Origin of the sequence: Bradyrhizobium sp. SZCCHNS2022, from assembly GCF_032377575.1 — a bacterium.
GTDB classification, from domain to species: Bacteria; Pseudomonadota; Alphaproteobacteria; order Rhizobiales; family Xanthobacteraceae; genus Bradyrhizobium; species Bradyrhizobium aeschynomenes.
The window spans coordinates 2,781,046-2,800,957 of sequence record NZ_JAUHHZ010000001.1 but is presented as its reverse complement, the minus strand read 5'-3'; the positions used below and the strand labels follow the sequence as shown (position 1 = coordinate 2,800,957).

The window sequence follows — 19,912 nt, the reverse complement described above, 5'->3', positions numbered from 1 at the left end:
GCCGGCTTGATTACGCTCAAATGCAACCATGAGGGACTATGCCATGAACGTCGACAAAGCAGTTCTCACCTTCGCAGGATTCGTCGTCCTTCTCAGCCTCGCGCTCGGCTGGTACGTCAGTCCGTATTGGTTCCTGCTTGCCGCCTTTGCGGGCGTGAACATGATCCAGGCCTCGTTCACCGGCTTCTGTCCGGCGGCCATCGTGTTCAAGAAGCTGGGGCTGCGCAGCGGCAACGCGTTCTCCTGAACCGGTCGGACGAAGGATGGGCGAGATGAAGATGAAGCGAGGATCTCATGGCTGACTCGGACGAAACCTACATCGTCGGTCCGCTCTACAAGGCGCGCGACAAGGTCTATCCGGCAGCCGTGCACGGCCGCTTTCGCCGCATCAAATGGACGATCCTCTGCATCACGCTCGGCATCTACTATCTGCTGCCCTTCGTGCGCTGGGACCGCGGTCCCGGCATGCCGAACCAGGCGGTGCTGGTCGATTTCCCGCACCGTCGGTTCTATTTCTTCTTCATCGAGCTGTGGCCGCAGGAGGTCTATTACTTCACCGGCCTCCTGATCATTGCGGCGGTCGCCCTGTTCCTGATGAACGCGGTGGCCGGCCGGCTGTGGTGCGGCTATCTCTGTCCGCAGACGGTGTGGACCGATTTGTTCTACGCCGTCGAGCGCTGGGTCGAGGGCGACCGGCGCGAGCGCATGCTCAGCGACAAGCGCGGCTGGACCTTCACCCACATTCGTCAGGTCGCGCTCAAGCACTTCCTCTGGATCATGATCGGCTGGTGGACCGGCGGCGCCTGGGTGCTGTATTTCGACGATGCGCCGACCCTGGTGAAGGACCTCGCCACCTTCCAGGCGCCGTTCACGGCCTATCTCTGGATCGGCATCCTGACCGCGACGACCTATTTGTTCGCCGGCCACGCCCGCGAGCAGGTCTGCATCTACATGTGCCCGTGGCCACGGATCCAGGCGGCGCTGACCGACGAATGGGCGCTCAATGTCACCTACAAGGGCGACCGCGGCGAGCCGCGGATGTCGGTCAAGAAGGCTGAGGCGGCGCGGTTGCAGGGGGCACCGGCCGGCGACTGCGTCGATTGCCACCAATGCGTCAACGTCTGCCCGACCGGCGTCGACATCCGCCACGGCATCCAGCTCGGCTGCATCCAGTGCAGCCTGTGCATCGACGCCTGCGACAGCGTCATGACCCAGATCGGCCGGCCGACCGGCCTGATCGGCTACGACACCGACATCAACGTCCAGCGCCGGAAAGAGGGCAAGCCCGAAATCTACCGGATCATCCGGCCGCGCACGATCATCTATGCGAGCTTCATCGCCATCGTCGGCGGCATCATGCTGTACTCGCTGGCGACGCGGGGCACGATGGGCATCAACGTCCTGCATGAGCGCAATCCGTTGTTCGTGCAGCTGTCGGATGGCGGCGTGCGCAACGACTACACGGTCCGCCTGCTCAACAAGCGTGGTGCGCGGGACTTCGTCCTCGACGTCGTCGGCCTGCCGAACGCCAAGGTGACGGTGGCCGGCGAGACGCGCGAGCAGGATGGCCGCATGATCATCGACGTCGGTCAGGATCAGACCCGCGAAATTCGCATGTCGATCGAGGCCAAGGGAGCCGATCTCCCCGCCACGCCGGTCGACATCGAGATCAAGATCACCGATCCGGCCACCGGCACGTCGGTGAGCAAGCATGATCATTTCGTACCGCCGGCGCGATAGCACGGCCACCGCGCGGGTCACCGCGGCAGGGCCGTTGCGCCGGCGACGTCGTTAGCTGATGCCAAAGAGGGAGGGGCAGCCGCTCCTCCCTCTTTTCATTTGTCGAGTCCGGTTGTTTCAGATCAATGATGCGCGCGCACGGCAGGCAGAGCATCGTCATGTCAAGGGATCGATGTTGTTCCGAATGACGGAGAATGACAGATGTTCAAGGTCGCAGTTCTCATCTGGGTCATGCTGGGCACCGTGCTGGCAGGTAGTGCGGTCACGGCGTTGTTGACGGTGCAGGGGCTGGTGGCGAGCCCGATGAAGGACCTGCCGCTGGCAGCGCTGGCCGGCTTCATCGTCGCGATGCCGCTGTCCTACTTCGTTGCGGCGAAGATCAGCCGCAACGGACGCCGCACCGCCTGATAGGCGCGAGCCGGACAAAGAGGCGTTCACGGGGTCAAACAGCGTATCGACGGAATGCGCGGGAGCGGGACGTCATGAACCGTTCCCGCGGCGCAGATGCGCCCGGGCGGCTCCAGTCCGTTCCGCCCTCTTGAAAGAAGAGGGCGCGGGGAATGCCGGGCGCTGGCCGCACCCATGGCCCGCCTGCAGAAAAAAAGCAGGCGGCAGTCACCACAGGTTCAGCCGAGGCATCCCGGCATTCCCCGCGCGATGGTCTTCACGCTTATCTCGCGCTCTCCTCGGTGTACCGGCTCGTTAGCCACCGTCGCCTGAGGGGATCATCATCACCCCAGAGGCTTGGCGCCAGCATCGGGGCGCCAGGACCACGCGTCTTCACGTCCGCCACCAGCTGTTCGTCCGCGCGCATCAGAGCACGCTGCAGCATGATCGCGGCCACCGCATCCCACCCCGCGTGTCGTGACGATCGCGATACGCCCCTTTTGCCGGGGCGGGACGGGCGCACTCAACCACAAATTCCGAAAAAAAGAAACGAAAAAATCGCGCATGGCGCGGTGCCGGCTGCGATCCTCTTGGAGCGGCTTGTGAAATGAGCGTTTCGGAAGGGCGGGGCCCGATGCGATTGCAGGCCGGGGGCCGAACGGACGTCTCGTCGTCGCGAGGTGAGTCGCCCGACGGGTAGCAGTTCGTCCGGCTCAGATCGGCGGTGGGGCCGACGTTGTTCCACCACCCGGGGAACCAGCTCAGCCCTGAGTGGCGCATCTCCTGGTTGTCCGGGCCGCGCAGCAGCGTGAGGTTGCGAGTGATTATTACGGGCGGGGAGCTGCCCGGCCATTCGTATTGATAGTTGAGCCCGGATGTCCGGGCTTCGTTCGTGCAAATGAGATCCTGCCTAGGAGATGATGTGGATGTCCTGATTGCTCCGTTCGTCAACTGCGTCGCATGCGCCCGGCTCGGAATGGCAAGAGCCGGGTCGCGACGGTGGCGTCGGGCTGAACGGCGTTGCGCATTGTCCCCGCACATGTTGCGAGCCCTAGGCGGAGCAACCATGAAGGTTGCCTTCAGTCATGCGCCGATGCCGCGGGTGATCGTGCCGGAACGGCGGCAGTATTGGCGAGCGTCCTCATCCCTCACGCTTGGCCGGCACCATCTTGTCGTAGACCTTGCTGCCGAGCAGGGCGGCGTGGCTGACGAACAGCAGCGAGGTGAAGGTGCCGTCGATCTGCGGCATCGAGGTCAGCACCGAGGCATTCTGCGCGGCGGCGAAGACGATGCGGACGGCGTCGATGTTGGAGACGACATCGAACAGCACCAGCAGGTAGCTGATGCTGAGGATGCCGGTGATGGCGACGTGCTGGACCCGGTTGATATCGACCATGTCGCTGCGTCCCTTCACCTCCTGCAGCACCATGTCGGCCAGCGCGGCCCTCTCCGGGCCGGCCTTGTCGGCGAGATATTTCGGTGCCTGCGTCGGCGAGGCGGCGTCCGGCGCGGTCTGGTCCTGCGTGCCGACGATGGTCGAGTTCGAGATCAGGCGCGACAGGAACGGCGTCGCGACGGCGAAGCCGCCGACCAGGGCGAGATAGAACGGGATGCTCGGGAACAGATTGTAGGCGTCGAGCGCGATCTTTGCGTTGTTGGGCGTTTCCTTGGCGGCCGTGGCCGCTGCCGCCTGCTGCTGCAGCTCGGTGATCAGCAGTCCGCCGAAGCCGTAGTTGAAGAGCCCGCACACCAGCAGTCCCGACAGCAGGATGATCGACCAGATCGCGAGCTGGGCCAGCGTCAGGCTCATGCGGTTGCGCTCGTCGATGATCGGTCCGAGCGCGCGCCCGGTGACGCCGAAGCCGCAGGAAATGAACAGCATCAGCAGCGACAGCAGGGCCAGCCAGAACGGGATCACGAGCGACATCGTGCCGTTGACGACGCTCGACCATGCCAGCGCCTGGCTGGCGAACCATTCCGGCCAGGTGGTCTGGCGGCTGGCTTTGCTGCCGGGCTTGGCATCGGGATCGGGATATTGCGCCGACGCGACGATGGATTGCGCGGCCATGAACTGCGTGCGGCAATCCTGGTCCTTGTTGGCGTTTGGCCGCCATTTGACGCTGTCGAGCACGGTCGGCTTCTCGGCGGTCGCCACCGTGCAATCCAGCCCTGCGCCGGTGCTGCCGGTCGCGATGCGGGCGTTCTGCACGAACTGGCCGAGCGACAGGCGCGCCCCGACGCCCATGCCGTAGGATCCGAGGGCCGACACCACGAACAGCGCCAGCGCGACGACGAACAGCAAAAGGCCAGTTTTCGGCATCGCTTTCGACGTCGCCCGCGGCTCGGCCATCGGGGCGGTGCCGCCCGGCATTCCGGTGCCGGTGATGGCATTGATGAAGACCGCAGCGCCGCTGGAGCCCGCATCGGTTGCGGCGTCGCGCGTGAAGACGTCCACCGTCTGGCCGTTGACGAGCGTCTGATGCAGCTGATGCGTGATCTTGTCGGCTGCGAGATCGGCCCATGGCGCTGGCGGCGGCGGGCTCGTCCTGGTGTTGAGCTGCAGGGTGTTGCTGTCGGCCTCCCAGATGATGATCCGGCTCTGTGGTGCGGTCGCGCTGCGCGCGTCCTCCGCAATCGACAGGATCGCGCGCACGGTGCCGCCGAGCTCGCGGTCCTGGACCGACGGCAGCTGATCGCGCCGCTCGAAGCCGGCGCCGTCCATCGCTGCGGCCAGCTGGGCAACCAGCCGCCTGACGCCGTTGACGCTGCCGCTGCCGTCGGCGGGCGCGGTGCCCAACGTCTTGGTCTCCGCCCAGACGATCTGAGCCAGTTCACCTGATGAGAGCGTCATGATGTCCTCCGGGCAATCTTCCTTGCGCATCAATCGGTCGTTGCACGCCTATGATAGTGGATCGGCCGGCTGGCCGCGTCATTTCGACAGCCAGTCCTGCAGGAATTTGCGCGTCGCCTCGTCGTTCTTCGGGTCCTTGCCGAAGCCGAAATCCTCCCACATCTCCTTGCCGGAGCCGTAGTCCTTCCACATCTCCTTGCCGCGGCTCTGCGCATGGCAGTTCGGGCACACCGTGCCGAGCTGCTCCTGCACCGTCGGGAATGCATTGCGGTTGGGATCGGGCGGCGTGTAGCCGGGCGGGCTGGCGTGGGCGTTCGGATCGCGTTGCTGAATCGGTTGCGGCTGCGCCCTTGCCGGCAGGCTCAGCGGCTTCTGCGGCAGGTTCTTGACCGCAGACCGCAGCGCGGTGAGCGCCTGTGCGGTGACGCTGGTGCAGGTCGGGATTCTGTTCAGCGCCTCGACCTCGGCCGGCGTCATCTTCGGTCCGGGCAGATCCTTCGGCTGCCGCCCGTGACACGATGGGCAGACGTCATCCATGCCGTATGTCGCCGGGGACGCCGCCGGGCGTGCGCCAGGGGGGACGCCCTGGATCTCGGCGTCGGCGAGCTGCGCCGCGATCAGCACCGTCTCGGCGTCGGTGGCGCCTTCGGGGAAGATCCGCATGAACTCGGTGACGAAGGCTGCGTTGACACAGCCGTCCGACCGCATCCGGCCGATCAGGATGTTGTAGACGGCGATCTCGTTCGGCCGCTTGCCGTCGAGCCGCTTGTAGGCGCGGTCGAGCTCGGTCTCGGTGGCAGCGTCGTAGGCAGCCTCGCCCCCCTTGCTACCCAGATAGCCGCCAGCGCCGCCGGCGGCGAGACCGCAGAACAGGAGGCTCCATCCCAACGTCTCGATGCCGAATATGAGATTGCAGACGACGTAGCCTCCGACTGCGCTGCCCGCGAAGCCGCCGACCGCGCCGGCCAGCACACGGGGGCGCTGCTTCGGCGTTGCCGTATAGAGCTGATAGCCGGTGATGATGGTGAAGGCGGCGATGCCGCCGATCTTGAGGCCCTTGAACAGCAACGCCATCCGGCGCCCGGCGTTGGCGGCGGCTGCCGTGCCCTCGGCGGCGCCTTCCAGGGCGCCGGCTTCGCCGCTCGCGCCCGCGAGCGTTTTCTGCGCCAGCGCCTCGACCAGCGCCTGCGGCTCACCCGACAAGGCCTCGACGGCGGCGACGCTGCCATCGGCGTTCTGCGTGATCCTGATCGTGATCTGCGCGGGCACCTTGGCGCCCGCCGGCGCCGAACCGTTGACCTGTTCGAGGTTGTTGCCGAAGCTGTAGCGGACCTCCGACACCGTGGTCCCATTCGGATTGCGGACGGAGTTGACGACCTCGACCTTGGTCTCGACCTGCACCGAGGTCGTCTGGTTGCCCGCCGACGCACCGGGCAGGGCCTGTGCGCCTTCCGCGGCGGCGACAGCCGTCTCGGAGCCCTTCAGAACGGTCAGGCTGCTGCTCTGCAGGTTCTTGATCTCGAAGGTCAGCTCCGGATATTTCAGGCTGAGCTTCTTCAAGACGCCCGCGGCGGTCTCGGCGTTGGTGGCGCCCTGGCCGCAGGTCGCACACACCTCCTGCTCGATCAGCATCCAGACGCGGCGGCCCTTGAGCTGGTCGCGTGGAATCTTCGCGAGCGCCTCCTCGAGTTGATCGGCGATGTGCTGCTCGGCATGGCCATGCGTGTGCGGCAGCGTCTCGGGGCTGGTGTGCGGCGGGAAGTTGGATTGCGGATTGTAGCCCGGGCCGCCCGCCAGCTTGGACTGGCCGACGAAGCTGCGGTTCTCCAGGCCGGGAATGTCGGTGCGGGCCGCGCCGACGGTGCCGCCCTGAACCTCGATGTCCGGTGCGACGGCGTGGGGCTCGACACGCGTGATGCCGCTGGCGGCGCGATTGGCCTTGATGTCCTTCGTCAGCACGTCCTGCATGCCGTTCTGCGAGAAGCGGCCTTGCCCGGCTGCGTCGACCGGCTTGATCACGCGGCGGGCATATTCGTGGGCAGCCAGTTCGTCAGTGCCCTTGGCATATTGCGCGAGCTGGCCGTCGCTCATCGCCGCATAGCGATTCTGCAGCACCTCGACCGCGGCCTTGTCGCCGCTGCTGACCAGCTTGCGCAGCTGATTGATCGACATCTTGTCGTAGTCCGGCGCACGCCGCAGCACGGTGTGTTCGCCGCGCTGCTGCACCACATGGGTCAGCTCGTGGGCGAGCAGGCGCTGTCCTGCGCTGGAGTGCGGCGCGTAGCGGCCGGCGCCGAACACGACGTTGTGGCCGACCGTGTAGGCCTGCGCGCCGACTGCGCGCGCCGAGGCTGCGGCGCGGGCATCGGTATGAATGCGCACGGCGGCAAAGCTTCGGCCGAAGCGGCCTTCCATGGCCGTGCGCGCCGGGCGGTCGAGCGGCTGGCCGGGCCCGCGCAGCACCTCGTGCACGATCGGCGGCGCAACGCCCGCCTGCGCATCGTTGCCGCCTTGCGTGGCCTGGCGCCGCAGCTTGTCCTCCTTGCAGGAAGAGCAGGTGCCGCCGCATTCGCATTGGCGCTGCAGCGCAGGCGCCCGTTTCGCTGCGCCGATCTGTGCCGAAGACGCAGGCCCGCCGCCGATGGCGCGCGCAACCGCCTCGGCCTCGCGCTCCGCGGGATCGTCGACCGCGCCGATCTCGAGTCGCGCCTGGAGGGGCTGCAGCAGCGGGGAGGGCGGCTGGAGCGCCGCGCCGGCGCCCGCCCGCTGCGTTGATGCGGACGTGGGAGCGGTGGCGGTTCTCGCTGCGGCCGTCTTCATCGCTGCTCTCAGTTGGTGAAGATGCGGTAGGTGGCAGAGCGGCCGGGGCTGATCAGGAACGGCTCCTGTCCGTCCGGCGCGATGTTGATGAGGTCGGCATTGGTCGTCTTCAAGGCAAATCGCAGCAGCGTCTTGCCCTTGTATTTCGCATCGGTCTCCGTCGTCGGCGATCCCACGACCTCGTAGGTCAGCTGATGATAGTAGTTCTTGCCGTCGTCGCCGATCCAGGTCAGCGTCATCAGCACGCGATCGCCGGCCTTGGTCGCCGTCGTGATCGGCGCGTTGGTCACGAAGCTGTAGTCGCGCTCGCTCGTCTTGCTGCGATCGCCGGTGAAGGCGCGCGCCAGCGTGTAGCCGCCGGATTTGCCGAATGACGGCTCGGTCTGCTTGCCCCTGGGGGCCGGCGGCGCCTTGTCGCCCGATGCCGATCCCTTATCTCCCTTGCCTTCCGCCCCGGGAGCACCCGACTTGCCGCCGTCCTTCTGTCCCGCGTTCGACGGCGCGGGCGCGGCCGTGGCGCCGCCGGAGCTCTGGCGGCGCTTCTTCAGGGCCTCGACGATCTGCTTGCGCAGCTCGTCGGGCGAGAGATGGCCCGGCTTCCAGTTGAGCGTCTTGAGCAGAGCCAGATCGTCCGGCGTGATGTCGGCGGTGACCTGCATCATCGTCTCCACCCATTGCGCGGTCGGCACGCGGAACTGCTTGTCCGATGAGGAGTCGATCAAATGCTGCATCAGCGCGATCTGACCGGACGAGGCCTTGCTCAGCATCAGCGCGACCTTGGTGGCCTCCTGCTGCGCCAGGCGCTGCTCGGCCTCGGTCGCATTCGGCGAGGTCAGGGGAATGACCATGCCGCCCGGCACAGGCGTCGCGCCGGTCGCCGCATTGCCCGGCGTTGCGGTCGAGGAGGTGCCGGGCACCGCTCCCGCAGTCGGCCCGGCCGTGCCCTTGCCGGCGTCGCCGGTGGTTTGCGGCGTGCCGGTCTGCTGCGCGCCGCCGGGCTTTCCGCCCGGTGTTTGCGCGCCGGTGCTCTGGCCCGTCGGAGCATCGCCGGTCTTGGTGCCCGGGGTCTGGGTGCCGGAGCCGCTCACCCCCGACCCCGGAGTCTTGCCGCTGCCGCTTCCGGTCGCTCCGGGCTTGTCGGCACTGCCCGTACCGGTGCCTTTGCCTTGCGTGGTCGCTTGTCCCTGCGGCGCGCTCGGGCCGGCGGTCGTCTGGCCCGGCGTGCGCTGTGTCGTTGCGCCCGGCGTGGTCGTGCCGGTCGAGGTCTGCCCTTGCGGCGACCCCGCCACGGGCGTGGCCGGTGCGCCCTTCTGCGGCGAGCCGACGCCGGCGCCGATCGCGTTCTCGGCCTTGCCGCTTCCTGTGCTCTTGGCGACGGCAACGACGTTGTTCTTGGCTTCGCCCTTGCCGGCGGTGGCCGCCGACGCCGACAGATTGCCTTCGCTCTTGCCCGCACCTGCGGTGGCAGCGGCCACGCTCGTGTTGTCGGAGGATTTGCCCGCGCCCGCAGTCGCCACCGAACCGCCGAGCGAATCCGAGCTCATGCCGGCGCCGGCCGAGAGCGCGGTCGCGCCGGTGTCGTTGGCGGAGACGCCGGCGCCGGCGGCACCGGCCGCTGCGCTGTCGGAGAACCAGCTGAAGCCTGCACCCGCGGTGCCGACCGAGGCGCTGTTGGAGCCGACCGAGACGCCGACGCCGGCATTGCCGCCACCGACGCTCGAGCCGAACAGGGAGATGCCGAAGCCGACATTGGCGGCGCCGGCCTTCTCGCCGCCTTTCTCCTTGTCCTTCTCTTTGTCTTTCTCCTTTTCCTTCTCCTTGTCTTTTTCCTTTTCTTTGTCCTTGTCCTTCTTCTTGTCGGACTTGGGGATCTGATCGCAGGCGCATTCCGGGCGCAGCTGCTGGAGCGTGGCTCGCGGCTCGCAATGATAGAGATAGAGGCCGTGGCTCGCCGGATTGACGAAGATCAGTTGTCCGCAGTTCTTTGGCAGGCCCTTGGTGACGAGCCAGCCGACCGGAGCGCCGGACGGATTCCACTGCTTCGCCGTGAGATGATAATGGTTGAACGATTGGTACCATTTGTCGGCCGCGACGATGGCGCGGTAGAACAGCTGATCGCGAACGCCGGCGGCGCGGCCGCCCGCGCTGTCCGGCTTGACCTCGCCGGTGTAGATCGCGTGCCGCTTCAGATCGATCATTGCGAGATCGAGGCGGCCGCTATTGCCCTTGCCCCAGCCGCGGAAGACGCGCACTTCCTTCCTGCCAAGCCCGCTGGCGACGAAATGCCCGCCGATCCAGTTGTGCGCGGCGGTGCCGGCATGCATCGGCAGCTGACACACGCCGCAGCCGCCGGCAGGTTGACCGATCCCGCTCGTCAGTCCCGTCCCGCCGGGTCCGCCGGGCTTGCGCGCCAGCCGCAGCGGCGCGCCGCGCCCCTGCTGCACGACGTGAGTCAGCTCATGCGCCAGCAGCCGGCGGCCGGCCGGAGATTGCGGCGCGTAGTGGCCGTTGCCGAATACGACGTTGTGACCGACCGTGTAGGCCTGCGCGCCGACCGCGCGCGCCGAGGCGGCGGCATTTGCATCGGTGTGGATGCGGACCGCCGCGAAGCTCCGGCCGAAGCGCGGCTCCAGATCGGCGCGCGTCGCGGCATCCAGCGGTTGGCCAGGCGAGCGCAGCACGTCGTGCACGACCGGCGGCGCGATGGCGGCGCTCAGCGCCGCCGTGCTGCCGGAGGCGTCCTTGCGCTGCATGAGGTCCTTGCGGCAGTCGGGGCAGGTGCCGCCGCAGGCGCACTGCCGTTGCATGCGCGGCGGGCCCGCGGAGACGGCGCCCAGTGATGCGGGCATGGCATGGCTTGCAGGACCGTCGACGACGCGGCTGGCCATCGCATCGGCCTCGCGCTCCAGCGGATCGTCGACCGGACCGATCTCGAGCCGCGGCTGCAGCATCGCGACCGAAGGAAAGGTGAGGGGCGGGGACAGCGCGACACCGCGGTTCGATCGCGCGCTCTGGCTCTGCGCCGCCTGGGGCGCGGCGCGCGTGGCCGTCTGCTTCATGCCGCCCTCCCTTCCTTGATCATCTCGCTCTTGATCGCGGCGACGAGATCGTCGCGGCCGATCGGGCGGCCATTGTCCTTCAGCGATTGCAGCGAGGCGAGGCGGATCACGTTCATGATCGAGCCGCCAGACAGCGTATAGTCGCGCGCGATCTTCGAAAGGTCGAGATCGCCGGCGAACTGCGCCTTGGGCGAGAAGCCCTGCCGCCACAGCTGCTCGCGCTCCTCGGGACGCGGCACCGGGAAGTAGATCACGGATTCGAAGCGGCGTGCGAAGGCGTCGTCGATGTTGTCGCGCAGGTTGGAGGCGAGGATGGCGATGCCGTCGAAGCTCTCGATCCGCTGCAGCAGGAAGGCGATTTCCTGGTTGGCGTAGCGGTCATGTGCATCGCGCGTCTCGCTGCGCTTGCCGAACAAGGCATCGGCCTCGTCGAACAGCAGGATCCAGTTGCGGCCCTCCGCCTGGTTGAACACGGCGGCAAGGTTCTTCTCGGTCTCGCCGATGAATTTCGACACGACCATCGACAGGTCGACGCGGTAGACGTGGCGTCCCGTGGACTTGCCGAGCAGGCACGCCGTCATGGTCTTGCCGGTGCCGGGCGGGCCGTAGAACAGGCTGCGATAGCCAGGACGCAGCTTGGCGGCCATGCGCCAGTCGTGCATCAAGGTGTGGCCATGCGCGATCCAGGATTCGATCTGGCCGAGACCCTGGCGCGTGGCCGGATGCAGCACGAGGTCGCTCCAGTCCAGCGCTGTCTCGATCAGCTGCGCGGGGAAGTGCGCGCCGAAGCTCGGCCGGCGCTGCTCGCCGCGCGTGAACAGCGCCAGCGCATCCTCGGACAGAACGAGCCGCGCCTTCATCACCGGCTCGTCGTTGCCGGACGCGGCCCGCAACAGCCCGCGACGGGCGAACGGATGATCCGGCTCGAACAGCGCCTGCAGGCGGAAGCGGGTGGCGAGGTCGGTGCCGCCGATGATGAAGGCGAGCGTCTCGCCGGTCGGCCAGAAATCGCCGTCGGGCTCCTTGCGCACGCCGCCGAACTCGGCGAAGCGACGGTCGAAGGTCTGGTTGCGGGTGAAGAAGACATCGAGCAGCTGCGGCCGCAGATGCGGCGCCAGGGCCAGCACCAGCGCGACCCGCTCGGCGAAATCGCAAGCGTGCTCGCGCAGGAAGCTCGCGTAGGGCGACGGCGACTGCGACAGGTCGGGTGGCGCCAAGGGCGCCGCCGGCTCGGCGCCGTCGAGGTTGAAATACAGCTTGAAGCGTGCGTCAATCAGCTGCGCGAGCCAGCCCAGCTCGGCGTCCAGATCGACCGCGTTCTGCTCCAGCGCGCTCACCATTCCACCCGCATCGCCGCCTGCATCCATGGCAATCGCAGCCATTGCAGGGTCCAGGGAAGCCGTTCCAGCAGCACGTCGGCGCCGCGGCGCTCCAGCCGCAGCAGCCAGGCGCCGTCGCGCGTGCCGAGCAGGCCCGACCGCATCAGGAAGGTCTCGCGCAGGCCGGTCCGCGAGATCGCGCCGAGGCAGCTCGCATGCGCGATCGCGGCATCGATCAGCGCTCCGGCTTCGGCCTGCTCGGTGTCGGTGATGGGAGCGGCGATCTCGCACGGATCGAACGGCGGCAGGCCGCATAGCGCCTTCGGCAGCAGCAGCGCGAATTCCGGCGCGTCAGGCTCGCCGGTCGCCAGATGATGCAGCAGCAGCACGGCACGCTGCTGCGCGGCCAGGCTGACGAAGCCCGTTTCCTTGTCATCGAGCAGACCGCGGCGGGCGAAGAAGCGCGGCAGGAACGGCCATAGCAGGCAGACGCCCGCGGCCATGACGGAATGAACGTCGTCGGGCGCACGGCGCTCACGATCATCCTGACGAACAGGCGCGGGCCGACGCGAGAGCCGCGCCTGCAGGCGCTCGGCATCGGCCGGTGTGATCAATCCGGCCTGGCGTAACGGCTGGAGCACGGCGGCCAGCGCAGTGTCGAAGGACGGACCGACCGGAGCCTCGGCGAGCCGCGCGAAGCTCTCCGCCCATGCCGGCTGTTCTCGCGCAGCCAGTCGGGCTGCCAGTGGCGCCAGCTCCGCATGCAAGCCTGCGAGCATCGAGCCCGGCGGCCAGCTGCGCGGCGCCCGCGGCGGCTCTGAGGCAAGCGCCGAATGAATCCGTTCCAGCTCGGCGATGCGGGCGACGAGAACGGCCGGTGATGGCCGCATTGCCAGGGCGGCCGCGCAGGCCTCCAGCAGCGCCGTGAGGGTCATGCCGGCGGCGATGGCGATGCTCGTGAGCGCGGTCTCGACGGGGTCGGCGCGAGGGGCGGCACAGGCTGCCTGCAGCAGTCCGCGCCAGATTGCGAGACGCTTGCGTCGGGGCGTCAGACCGGCGATCGAAGACGTTTCCAAGAGCTCTGCCAGCTGATGCAGAATGGCGGTGTCTTCGGGCGCGAGCGCCGCGACGATGCGCTCCAGCGTGGTATCGGCGAGGTGACCGACGAGGCGGTTCATGGCTGCCGGATCGGCGACGAGGCCGCGCAGGCTGTGCGCCAGGCTGGCGGGTGATTGTCGCAGCGCCGAGTCCGCGGCGCGGTTCAAGAGGTCGCGATCGTGGCCGTCGCACCACCACGGCAGGGTGCCGGTCGTCACGAAGTGATTGATGACGAGCAGCGCCGCCGCGTCGGCCGCAGGCTTCGCCCGGCCGGCTGGCGCGGGGCTTGTCGATTGAGGATGGTGGCTCAGTGCAACCGATGACCTCAGTGCGCCCGGAAGTCTGGCGGCGATCCGCGCGGGCAGCTCCCGTGACAGCGAATCCAGATCGAGCCGTCCGAGATCGAGCTCGAGCCAGTCGATCCGGATCAGCTCGGCATGCGGCGTGAGCTCATCGAAGATGCGCTCCAACAGCGGCGTCAGCGCCTCGCGGACCACGTCCGAGACGGCCGTGCTGACGCGCTCGGCGGTCGCTGCATGGGCGACGGTCAGCTCGACGATCTCGCGATGAATGGTATGACGCTGGGACATGGCGCGCGACGAACGGTCCTAGTTCTGTTTGAGCGTGACGGTTGCGGTCGCAGCCAGCGTGACGGTTGCGACCGGCGGATTGAGCCGGGTTGCGATGATCGAGAACGTGGTGCTTGCGCTGATCGGATCGGTGAGCAAAGCGAGGGTGTCGCCATTGCCCGGCTGCGCTGCGCCGACCGGCGCGCCCGCAGCGACGAGCTGATAGCTCATCTCCGTCTGGGTCTTGTCGACGAGGATCTTGGCGCGATTGCCCGCGGGCACGGCGGCATCGCCGGCGCGGACGGGGCATGTCGGATCGGGCCGGACGGCAACCGGAAAGCGGATCCGGCGTCGCACCGGGATCGCTGCCTTGCTGGTGGCCGACAGCACCAGCACCATGTCGTTGGCGATGGCAGCGGAGGCGAAATCGAGCGCCTGGCCATTGCCGTCGCGCGCCGCGCCGATGGCGATGTCATCCGCAGAGGTTTCCTGGGACAGCGCGTAGCTGTCAGAGGCTGCGCTCGCCGGCACCATGACATGGGCGATGCTGCCGCGATCGATCAGCGCGGCGGTCGGCTGCGCGGCCGGCACCGCGGCGATGACGGCCGGATTCGGCAGGTCGATGCCGACCCGGCTCTGCGCCTTCATCGCGCCGATCGTCCATGACGTCCCCACCGCGCTCGCGCCGGTCTCCACCACCGGCGGCAGCGGCGGCTGGCCGTCGCGCGTCACCGCGAAGTCGACCTCCAGCTCGAGCTGGCCGATGCCCTTGTTGACGTTGGCGTCCTCCGGACTGCGCTGGTGCACATAGGCCGGAAGAACGGCCGGCACGGGTTGCGCCGTCCGCGGTGTGTAGTAGACGCCGGCCTGACCGCCCGCGATCGTCATCGCGCCGTCGGTTGCGGCGCCCGCGAGCGTCACGGTGACGCTGAGGCCCGGCTTGGGATTGGGGCGCACCAGCACGGCCAGCATCTGGCGCAGCCAGATCCAGGACGAGAACGACGTCGTCCCCGTTGCATGGGTCTTGCGCGCGGCGATCGCGACGACGCTGTCGGCGGTGGCTTGCGGCAGGGGCAGCCGCAGGTCGGCATTGGCGCCGGGCTGCCAGTCTGCGCCGAGCGCAAAACCCTGCGGCACGGCGCTCGGATCTGCCGCCGCGAGCGACGGCAGGCGGATCATCACGTCCGGCTGGCCCGGCACCGGCACGGCAAGCAGACCGGGGCCCGGCGGCGCGCCTTGCGCGAAGGCCGTATCGGGCAGGCGCAGCAGCACGGCGCGGTAGTCGACGCCGCCCTGGGCGGCGGCGAGCCTGATCTTCGGAACGGATAGGAAGTCGACGATGGCGCCGGGCTCGGGCGCGAGAGACAGATCCGGATTGGCCCTGACGTAGATGCGTAGGCGGATGGCCAGAAGGTTGGTCTGCGTTGGACGCGCCAGGGCGGCGTCGAATGTCTTGGTGGCGCGGATCCTAATCTCGGTGTCGGCCTGCAGTGGCTTGCTCGCCAGCTCGATCGGCCCACCGGTACCTCGGACGGTTTGGCCGACCGAGACGACGTCGTCCTGCGCGGCCGCGGCGACGTCGTCCGGATGCGCCGGGTCACCGTTGACGAAACGGACCAGCCGGTAGTCGACGCCGTCCTGGCTGGAGGGCAGGCGCACCGTGATCGCCGTGTTGTAGCTCAGGATGCGCGGAGATGGGCCATCCTCGGGCAACACGATTGCCGCCAGCGAGAGGTCGAGTCCGACCTTGACTCCCGCCGTTGTCAAAAGGTCCGCCTCGCGGCCATTCGGCGCCCGCGCATGGATGGTGAAGGTCACGTCGTCGCGAATGGGCGGCGTGGTCAGCGCCACGGTTTTGCCGGTGCCCTTGACGGTAGCCCCGACCGCGTCGCCGGTCTTGTTGCGCAGCCCGTAGTCGACGCCCGTCTCGCTGGTCTCGATCTTGATCGTCGCAATGTCGTTGAAGGCAACCGTGAGCCGCTCGTTGGGCACCGGCAGGTCACGCACCGGATAGGTCTCGCCGAGCCCGAGCGCCTCGAGCATGCGGTTGCGTGCCTCGCGCAGGCGCAACACCGTGGCCGTGCTCATGGTTGCGCCGCTCATGTGAGTGGCCCCGATGGGACGGAATCGGCCTTCACGCCGAGCCGGTCGGCAAGACGATGGTGGCGCAGCGCCAGCAGCAGATCGTCATAGGTCGCGGCAAAGGCGGCGAAGGGAGCGGGATCGAGCCACAGCAGATAGGCGGTGAGATGCGCCGGCGTTTCCTCGCGCATGATGCGCTGGATCATGCTTTCGAGCGTCTTGAAGCGCGATGGAAATATGAAGGTGAGCTGCGCCGTCCATGGATCGTTGCGCGAGGCCGCCGCGAGCAGCGGCAGCGCGTTGATCTCGTCCTCCGGCAGCGCGCGCAGCAGAATGTGCTCGACCAGCAGGAACCTGGTCTCGCTGGCCGGCCAGCCGAGCCGGAGGCGTACGCGGTCGATCAGGGCGGGCGATGATCCCGGTGAGAGCAGGTCGACTCCCGTGCCGCGCCCTGCACCGAGCTCGGGCATGCGGCGGAGGAATTCGCGCTTGGCCTGCAACAGCCGCGCGGTCGCGGCATCTGCATCCTGTGGCGTCGCGGTCGCCGACAGTTGCGGATCGTCGGTCACGGTTTCGGCGAAGCGCCCGAGCAGATGGTTGAGCAGCCGGTTGCGCCGCTTCATCGCCCCCGGCGGCTGCTCGGGCTCGACCAGCTTGGCCAGCTCGTCGGGGCCGAAGGTCGGATCGAGGATCGGATCGCGATCCGGATCATCGCCGATGTACTGTGCGGCATAGGTGCGCGGCGACGTCTCGTCGATGCCGAGCAGCGAGGCGACGTGGGCGAGCTGGGCGAATTCGTTCGCCAGCAACTGGTCGAGCACGGCCAGATAGCCGCGGAGCTGGTTGGCCGCGGCCTTGCGGGCGTCGTCGGCCGTATCGGGCAGGGCGCCCGCGCCGACGCCGTAGAGCCGTGGCAGGTCCGTCTCCAAAGGCAGATAGTGCGCGACGTCCCGCCTTTGTCCGGGGCTCGGGATCAGATCGCGCTCGGCCGTGTCGAGCTCCGGGAACAGCCGCGCGCTGCGCGCACGCGCGTCATACGCGCTGATCACGCCGGCAGTGTCGACGATGACCGGCTGGCGATCCTTGACCAGCTCGATGCTGCTGGCGGTGAGATCGAGACGGGCCGCGCCGGTCTCGTCGAGCGTCAGCGACCACGGCTCGGCCGACGGGCTGCCGGCGCGCGCGAGCAGGATCCAGCGGACCGCGCGGACCCCCGGCACGCTCATGATCGTGCGGATCACGTCCGACGTATGCAGCGCAACGCGGCGCCCGGCTGCCGGCAAGGTCGCTGGATCGACGAAGCCGCGCAGCAGCGGCGGGCCTTCGAAGATCTCGTCGCTGCGCGCGCCCTGCGCGAGCGCCTGGTCGAGCCTGAGGAATCCCACCGACGGCGAGATCAGCGCGCTGACCCGCTCGAAGATGCCGAGCAGCACGTCGGCGCCGTTCTCGGTTTCGCCGATCTCGACGGAGGCGCGCACGGCCACCGGCATCGGATCGAGCATGACGATGTCGTCGAAATCCTCGCATAGCGGCCGGTTGGCAGAGAGGCGTCTTGCGACCGCGAGCCGGACGACAGCGGCATCGATGTCCTGCACATCGGACTTTTCCACCAGCACGCGCCACAGGCCGCGCGGCGCGACGGCCTCGGAGCTCGCCGGCGGCGTCGGATCGCGGTCGATCGCGATCGTCTTGGCGGCCGGATCATAGCGGAGCGGGAGCGAGGCGCCGTCCGCCGTGACGATCCAGGCGTTCTTGACGCCGGGCACGTCGAGCACGATGCGCCTCAGATCATCCGGCGTGACCGCCCTGGAGGTGAGCGCCTGCGCCGGTGTGAACAGGCAGGCCTCGGTGGTCTTGCCGGCTTCCGCCAGCAGATCGGGGATCGGGTGAAAGGTACGATAGCCGAGATCGCTGAGGGCGTAGCACATCGCCTCGAGCAGCGTGATGCCGGGATCATGGGCGTTGAAGTCGGTCCACTGCTCGCCGGCGAGGCGCTCGAGCTCGGTCAGGCCCTGACGCAGCAGGGCCGTGAAGTCGAGCAGCGGATGCTCCGGAGGTCCGGTGGAGATCGATAGCGCGTCCACGGGTCCTAACCTTCCTTGCTTTCGCCGAGCTCCTCGGACAGCACCTGGATGGCGCCGCTGATGCGCAGCAGCGTTTCGCGCAGGTCGCGCACGCGCGCTTCGGCCTGCACCAGCTGGGTCTGGCCGCTGGCGAACTCCTCGCGCAACTGGCTCAGCCGTTCCTTGAGACGGTCTTCCATCGTCGAACTCTCGATCATTGTCATTGTCGTATGGTCGCTCCTGTCAGTGCAGCATGACGAAGATCTCGATCAGCCCTTCGCCGGCCGTATGCGCGCCGAGCGCCTTGCCGATGATGGTTCCGGCGCGATAGGCGCCGTCGGTCGTTGCCGGAGCGGCCCGCATGGCGTAGCCGGGGCGTGAGGCCGCGGTCAGGAGATCGCCACGGCGGATGGGTCCGCCTTCGTCGGTGACCTTGCAGGGGACGCATCCCGAGAGCGCCACGGGAAATCCCTTGCTGCCGTCGGCCGGAAGATCCTCGCGGTTGATCAGCGAATTGAGCAGCATCCCGGGCTCGGTCGAGATGACCCCGATCACCCGGCTGCAATTCGCTTCCGGGGCAAGGACGATATGCTCGGAATCGGGATCGAGGCTGACGACGTCTCCAGGCGCGAGCGATGCCTGTGCGAAATAGATCTCGGCGAGATCGCGCGGTCCGGTCTGCACGGGGCCGCGTGACCAGACCGTTCCTTCGGCTTCCAGATCCCACGTGCGCATACCGCCGCCCCAGCCCGGCGTGAGCGGATTGGGGCCCTTGCCCATGCTGCCGATGCGGCCGGTCACCAGCAGGTCGCCGTTCACCTCGAGATAGTCCCAGACCTTGACGACGCGTCGGAGCGGAGAGGTGTTGACGGTTCTGCCCAGGATCATCAGGCCGCCGTAATTGGCGCCGTTCTCGATGGCCGCGTAGCCGAGCTTGTTGCCGATGCCCGTATGATTGTGGTCGGTCTTGGTGAAGTAGAGATCCGAGCCGCCGATCGACAGGCTTCGCTTGACGTTGAAGTCGCCGTCCTTCTGAAGCTCTGCATAGCTGACATTCTTGATCCTGAACTGGATCGTCTCGGGCGAATTCAAATACGTCGTTCCGAAGTCGTCGCCCGCGGCGCTCTGCAGCAGCGCATAGTTGTCCGCGGCGGCCTGGTTCAGCGTGGTGACGCCGAAATGGACGTAATTGCCGTTGGCCGGCCAGGGGCCGATGGACAACGAGCCGAACCTCGCCACCCCGGCGACGTCGAGCATCGCGGCGGGGGACGGAGTTCCGATACCGAGATGGCCGTTGGCCGCGAAGGTCGCGCGCTGGACGTTGTTGACGCGGAACGAGATGTCCTTGCCGTTCAGCGCCGTTCGCCCGAGCTGCGCGCCGGAGATGCCGACCGCCAGCGCATAGGTGGTCGTGAGATCGCCGGCAGCGCTGCCGCCGACATAGGAATAGTCGACATTGACGTCCGGCGCGCCGATCGTGAGCAGCCCGGCCCTGATGCGGCCGCCGACCTCGAGCCGCTCAGCAGGCGCGACCACGCCGATGCCGACCCGGCCGTTCGCGGCATCGACGGCAAGGCGGCTGTTGCCGGCGGCATCGTTGATGGAGAGGCCCGGCCGCCCCGTCTGCGGATCGTTCGGGTTCGATCGCGGGCGCAGCGACAGCGTCCAGGCGGGGCTGGCGTCGGAGATCTGCATGTAGAAGTTGATGGCCTTCTCGAAGTCGCCGACGGCTTCGATCGAGAGCGGCTCGCCGCCGCCGGGCTTGATGACGCCATCGTCGCGCTGGTTGATCAGGCTGTCGATGAGCTGGGAGAACTGCTGCTCGGTCGGGATCGCATTCTTGACGAAGTAGGACTTCAGCGTTGCCCGCGATTTCTTGTTGTCATCGATGTTCATGGCAGCCTCGTACCCGCGATCATGTGTG

General features: G+C 67.9%; 12 protein-coding genes. 3 read left to right on the top strand and 9 right to left on the bottom strand.

Annotation, left to right across the window (positions count from 1 at the left end; translation table 11 throughout):
• The first annotated feature begins 43 nt into the window (after positions 1-43).
• From QXZ94_RS12520 to QXZ94_RS12510, 3 genes are all read left to right on the top strand, one after another.
• The gene (locus tag QXZ94_RS12520; RefSeq protein WP_172183741.1) at positions 44-247 is read left to right on the top strand and encodes a DUF2892 domain-containing protein; all 204 of its coding nucleotides are present in this window, start codon (positions 44-46) and stop codon (positions 245-247) included.
• Positions 248-294: 47 nt separating this feature from the next.
• A complete protein-coding gene (gene ccoG, locus QXZ94_RS12515) occupies positions 295-1,740 on the top strand; it encodes a cytochrome c oxidase accessory protein CcoG (protein WP_315720658.1) in 1,446 nt (481 codons plus the stop codon).
• A 201-nt stretch (positions 1,741-1,941) separates the two neighbouring features.
• Positions 1,942-2,148, top strand: coding sequence for a hypothetical protein (locus QXZ94_RS12510; protein WP_172115248.1), 207 nt, complete (start codon positions 1,942-1,944; stop codon positions 2,146-2,148).
• Between the two features lie 1,120 nt (positions 2,149-3,268).
• On the opposite strand, the gene QXZ94_RS12505 is transcribed toward QXZ94_RS12510, so the two are convergent.
• From QXZ94_RS12505 to QXZ94_RS12465, 9 genes are all read right to left on the bottom strand, one after another.
• Entirely contained in the window at positions 3,269-4,978 is a 1,710-nt protein-coding gene (locus QXZ94_RS12505; RefSeq protein WP_315720657.1) for a hypothetical protein, read from the bottom strand.
• 78 nt (positions 4,979-5,056) lie between these two features.
• On the bottom strand, positions 5,057-7,798 hold the full coding sequence (locus QXZ94_RS12500; protein WP_315720656.1) for a DUF4157 domain-containing protein: 2,742 nt from the start codon (positions 7,796-7,798) through the stop codon (positions 5,057-5,059).
• A gap of 8 nt (positions 7,799-7,806) precedes the next feature.
• Entirely contained in the window at positions 7,807-10,857 is a 3,051-nt protein-coding gene (locus QXZ94_RS12495; RefSeq protein WP_315720655.1) for a DUF4157 domain-containing protein, read from the bottom strand.
• Positions 10,854-12,239 carry an ATP-binding protein gene (locus QXZ94_RS12490; RefSeq protein ID WP_315720654.1) on the bottom strand — a complete coding sequence of 462 codons (1,386 nt, stop codon included), beginning with the start codon at positions 12,237-12,239 and terminating at the stop codon, positions 10,854-10,856. Before QXZ94_RS12490 ends, QXZ94_RS12495 begins: the two co-directional genes overlap by 4 nt.
• The gene (locus tag QXZ94_RS12485; RefSeq protein WP_315720653.1) at positions 12,191-13,864 is read right to left on the bottom strand and encodes a contractile injection system tape measure protein; all 1,674 of its coding nucleotides are present in this window, start codon (positions 13,862-13,864) and stop codon (positions 12,191-12,193) included. Before QXZ94_RS12485 ends, QXZ94_RS12490 begins: the two co-directional genes overlap by 49 nt.
• An 18-nt stretch (positions 13,865-13,882) precedes the next feature.
• The gene (locus QXZ94_RS12480) at positions 13,883-15,931 is read right to left on the bottom strand and encodes a hypothetical protein (protein WP_315720652.1); all 2,049 of its coding nucleotides are present in this window, start codon (positions 15,929-15,931) and stop codon (positions 13,883-13,885) included.
• A gap of 11 nt (positions 15,932-15,942) precedes the next feature.
• Positions 15,943-18,009 (bottom strand): hypothetical protein, encoded by a 2,067-nt coding sequence (locus tag QXZ94_RS12475; RefSeq protein ID WP_315720651.1) that lies wholly within the window; start codon positions 18,007-18,009, stop codon positions 15,943-15,945.
• Positions 18,010-18,014: 5 nt separating this feature from the next.
• Entirely contained in the window at positions 18,015-18,188 is a 174-nt protein-coding gene (locus tag QXZ94_RS12470) for a hypothetical protein (RefSeq protein WP_246739323.1), read from the bottom strand.
• Positions 18,189-18,231: 43 nt separating this feature from the next.
• Entirely contained in the window at positions 18,232-19,884 is a 1,653-nt protein-coding gene (locus QXZ94_RS12465) for a hypothetical protein (protein WP_315720650.1), read from the bottom strand.
• Between the last annotated feature and the right edge of the window lie 28 nt (positions 19,885-19,912).

Coding starts and splice junctions, on each gene's coding strand:
- QXZ94_RS12520 (WP_172183741.1), top strand. CDS start 44: ATGAACGTCGACAAAGCAGTTCTCACCTTCGCAGGATTCGTCGTCCTT.
- ccoG (WP_315720658.1), top strand. CDS start 295: ATGGCTGACTCGGACGAAACCTACATCGTCGGTCCGCTCTACAAGGCG.
- QXZ94_RS12510 (WP_172115248.1), top strand. CDS start 1,942: ATGTTCAAGGTCGCAGTTCTCATCTGGGTCATGCTGGGCACCGTGCTG.
- QXZ94_RS12505 (WP_315720657.1), bottom strand. CDS start 4,978: ATGACGCTCTCATCAGGTGAACTGGCTCAGATCGTCTGGGCGGAGACC.
- QXZ94_RS12500 (WP_315720656.1), bottom strand. CDS start 7,798: ATGAAGACGGCCGCAGCGAGAACCGCCACCGCTCCCACGTCCGCATCA.
- QXZ94_RS12495 (WP_315720655.1), bottom strand. CDS start 10,857: ATGAAGCAGACGGCCACGCGCGCCGCGCCCCAGGCGGCGCAGAGCCAG.
- QXZ94_RS12490 (WP_315720654.1), bottom strand. CDS start 12,239: ATGGCTGCGATTGCCATGGATGCAGGCGGCGATGCGGGTGGAATGGTG.
- QXZ94_RS12485 (WP_315720653.1), bottom strand. CDS start 13,864: ATGTCCCAGCGTCATACCATTCATCGCGAGATCGTCGAGCTGACCGTC.
- QXZ94_RS12480 (WP_315720652.1), bottom strand. CDS start 15,931: ATGAGCACGGCCACGGTGTTGCGCCTGCGCGAGGCACGCAACCGCATG.
- QXZ94_RS12470 (WP_246739323.1), bottom strand. CDS start 18,188: ATGGAAGACCGTCTCAAGGAACGGCTGAGCCAGTTGCGCGAGGAGTTC.
- QXZ94_RS12465 (WP_315720650.1), bottom strand. CDS start 19,884: ATGAACATCGATGACAACAAGAAATCGCGGGCAACGCTGAAGTCCTAC.